Consider the following 3,976-nt stretch of genomic DNA (forward strand, 5'->3'; position numbering starts at 1 on the left):
ATAATTTGCACATTGAACTCCTTTGTGAAGTCGATGAACAGTGGTCTTTTGTGGCTAATAAGAAACAACAACGCTGGCTTTGGTATGCCTGGGAACCTCGCCTAAAACGGATTATTGCTCATACGTTTGGTCGTCGAAACAAGAGAACTCTTCGCCAGTTACTGGCTTTACTGTCTCGGTTTAATGTGGCTTTTTGGTGCACGGATAAGTTCAGTGCTTATGAGATATTACCTAAACAAAAACACGTAGCAAGTAAGTTTTATACCCAACGAATAGAAAGAGAGAATTTGAATTTAAGAAATCGCTTAAAGCGTCTTAACCGTAAGACGTTAGGTTATTCGAAGTCGCCTGAAATGCATGATAAAATCATCGGCACATTCATAGAGCGGGAGTATTACCTATTGTGATGATCTCTATATTGAATACACGACCCTATTTTTTGACGATAAAGTACCTTACGCCACTTATATCAAGTAAGTGGCGCTATGAAATTTCAACTTTTTAAATTGATGTTGGGTTAATTTTTTACTACTGATTTAGGATTCAAGCTGCCTATATGGCCACTTTCAGTCCCCACATCAGGGTCTATCACCACATTAATTAACGTTGGGTTACCTGATGTTAACCCTGCTTTCAATGCCTGTTGTATTTCTGCTGGTGTCGTTGCGTTATAGCCGATACCACCAAAAGCCTCTATCATCTTGTCGTAACGGGCAGTTCCCATTAATACCGTTGGAGAAGGGTCGCTATCACCATGCAAATTCACACCATCGCCACGGTATATTCCGCCATTATTAAAAATTAGAATGGTCACTGGCAGTTTATAACGGCAAATAGTTTCTATCTCCATGCCACTAAAACCGAATGCACTGTCACCTTCAATAGCCACCACGGGTTTACCACTGGTTACTGCCGCACCAACAGCGTAACCCATCCCCACCCCCATAACGCCCCATGTTCCACAATCTAAGCGCTTACGTGGTTGGTACATATCAATAATATTTCGTCCATTATCAAGCGTGTTAGCGCCTTCATTAACGACATAAACATCTTGGTGATCGACCAGCACATCACGGATTGCACGTAATGCATTGAAATAGTTCATCGGAGAAGTGTCAGTATTTAACTTAGCAGCCATTTTCTCGACATTGATTTTCTTATGCTCATCAATACTGGCAATCCATTCTGTTGGGGATTTAACAGGGATTGATTTAAGACCAGCCAGTAAAGACTCAATACTTGAGTAAATATCACCAACAACAGGTGCGGTTATTGGGCGGTTACTATCAATCTCAGATGGCTCAATATCCAATTGAATAAATTGAGTGTCTGGCGACCAATGCTTACCTTTTCCATGATCAAGCAACCAATTAAGGCGTGCGCCCATTAACACCACAACATCCGCACTGGATAAGGCATATGAGCGAGCTGATGCCGCTGACAGTGGGTGGGTATCAGGTAGCAAACCTTTTGCCATTGACATCGGTAAATAAGGAATACCCGTCGTTTCAATAAATTGACGAATATTGTCATCCGCTTGTGCATATGCGGCGCCTTTACCCAAAATAATTAATGGCCGCTTAGCTGATGCAAGTAACTTAAGCGCTTTATTCACTGAATCAGGTGATGGAATTTGTCTTGGTGCAGGGTCTTCTACCTTAAAAATCGTTTTGTCTGCTTCGTCTTTATCCATCACCGCCGCTAACACCTCAGTGGTAAGGTCAAGATATACACCGCCAGGGCGACCCGATACCGAAGCTCGTATGGCTCTTGCTAATGCAATTCCTAAATCTTCTGGTTTATTAACTCGGTAGGAAGCTTTGACAAATGGCTTTGCAGTATTCATCTGGTCCAGCTCTTCATAGTCCCCTTGTTGCAGGTCTATGATCGCCCTATCGCTTGAGCCACTTATTTGGATCATCGGAAAGCCATTGGTTGTCGCATTGGCTAGTGCCACCATACCATTTAAAAAGCCCGGTGCAGAAACCGTCAAACAAATACCGGGTTTTTGGGTAATAAAACCACTAATGGCAGCCGCATTACCCGCAGACTGTTCATGGCGAAAGCCAATATAACGTATTCCCTCGGCTTGAGCATGCCTCGCCATATCCGTAACAGGGATACCAACAACGCCATAGATTGTGTCAATGCCATTCTTTTTCAGTGCATCAACAATAATATGCATACCATCCGTTAAATTTTGATTTTGGTCAGCAGACATGTCCACCTCATCGATAGCAGAATGATGGGGAAGGTATTCTCCCCCAATTACAATTTAGATAGCTTTATTGGTTCGCATAGATGCAATTTCATCTGCACTGTAACCTAGCTCAGTCAGTACTTCTTCTGTGTGCTCACCCAACAATGGGGCACTCTTTATATCTGGTGTGAACGAAGAGAATTTCATTGGGCAGCCTACAGTTAAGTAAGTGCCTCTTTTAGGTTGTTCTACTTCAACAACGCTTCCGCTATCACGAAGTGATTGGTCTCTGGCAATTTCACGCATGCTCAGTACTGGCGCACATGGCACCCCATACTTACTGAGGTATTCAACGGCTTCATGTTTGTCTTTATCTGCCAAGAACTTTTCGATTTCAGCAAAGATATCAAAGATATGTGGCTGTCGAGCTTGTGGGGTACTATAAGCTGGGTCACTTGCCCATTCCGGCTTACCAATGGCAATGCAAGTCTGTTCCCAATCTTGTTCCTGAATAGTGAAATAGATATAAGCATTCGGGTCTGTTTCCCAGCCTTTACATTTCAAGATCCAACCGGGCTGCCCACCGCCTCCCGCATTTCCGCCACGGGGAACAGCATCACCAAATTTACCATTTGGATACTGAGGATATTCTTCTAAATAGCCGATTTTTTCTAAACGCTGCTGATCGCGTAGTTTTACACGACATAAGTTGAGTACGGCATCTTGCATCGACATCGTCACGCGTTGCCCTTTACCCGTTTTCTCTCGATGTAACAGTGCTGCCAATAAGCCGATTAATAAATGCATCCCTGTATTACTGTCACCTAATGCAGCGGCGCTGACAAGTGGAGGACCATCCCAAAAACCGGTAGTTGATGCAGCTCCACCAGCGGCTTGAGCCACATTTTCATAAGCTTTAACATTGGCATAAGGTGAGTTTTCATCGAAACCTTTAATGGAGCCGAAAATCAGACGAGGATTTAATTCTTGAATATGTTCCCAAGTAAAACCCATATGGTCGATGGCACCTGGATGGAAGTTTTCAACAAGGACATCGGCTTGTTTGATCAGCCGCTCCATAACTTCTTTCCCTTCTGGCGTTTTAGTATTTAATTCAACGGAACGTTTATTACTATTGAGCATGGTAAAATAAAGCGCATCAACATCGGGAATATCTCTAAGTTGATTACGAGTTACATCACCAACGCCGGGGCGTTCAATTTTTATCACATCAGCCCCAAACCACGCTAACATTTGGGTACAAGATGGCCCTGACTGTACACCGGTGAAATCGAGTACTTTGATACCTTGTAAAGGAAGATCCATGCATTACCTCTTTATTTAGGTCGTGTATTCAATATAGAGATCATCACAATAGGTAATACTCCCGCTCTATGAATGTGCCGATGATTTTATCATGCATTTCAGGCGACTTCGAATAACCTAACGTCTTACGGTTAAGACGCTTTAAGCGATTTCTTAAATTCAAATTCTCTCTTTCTATTCGTTGGGTATAAAACTTACTTGCTACGTGTTTTTGTTTAGGTAATATCTCATAAGCACTGAACTTATCCGTGCACCAAAAAGCCACATTAAACCGAGACAGTAAAGCCAGTAACTGGCGAAGAGTTCTCTTGTTTCGACGACCAAACGTATGAGCAATAATCCGTTTTAGGCGAGGTTCCCAGGCATACCAAAGCCAGCGTTGTTGTTTCTTATTAGCCACAAAAGACCACTGTTCATCGACTTCACAAAGGAGTTCAATGTGCAAATTAT

4 protein-coding genes are annotated in these 3,976 nt (G+C 42.9%); 1 reads left to right on the forward strand and 3 read right to left on the reverse strand.

Annotation, left to right across the window (positions count from 1 at the left end):
- Nucleotides 1-407: IS1 family transposase (locus tag ACIPUA_RS07080; protein WP_449059346.1), on the forward strand; the 407-nt coding region annotated here is incomplete at its 5' end.
- 110 nt (nucleotides 408-517) lie between these two features.
- Here ACIPUA_RS07080 and oxc read toward each other — a convergent pair.
- The 3 genes from oxc to ACIPUA_RS07095 all read right to left on the reverse strand — a co-directional run.
- On the reverse strand, nucleotides 518-2,221 hold the full coding sequence (gene oxc, locus ACIPUA_RS07085; RefSeq protein ID WP_042846766.1) for an oxalyl-CoA decarboxylase: 1,704 nt from the start codon (nucleotides 2,219-2,221) through the stop codon (nucleotides 518-520).
- A 54-nt stretch (nucleotides 2,222-2,275) separates the two neighbouring features.
- Complete coding sequence (gene frc / locus ACIPUA_RS07090) at nucleotides 2,276-3,526, reverse strand: formyl-CoA transferase (protein ID WP_042846767.1); 1,251 nt, start codon at nucleotides 3,524-3,526, stop codon at nucleotides 2,276-2,278.
- Between the two features lie 43 nt (nucleotides 3,527-3,569).
- Nucleotides 3,570-3,976: IS1 family transposase (locus ACIPUA_RS07095; protein ID WP_449059346.1), on the reverse strand; the 407-nt coding region annotated here is incomplete at its 5' end.

This window comes from Providencia sp. AGC89 (assembly GCF_053543535.1).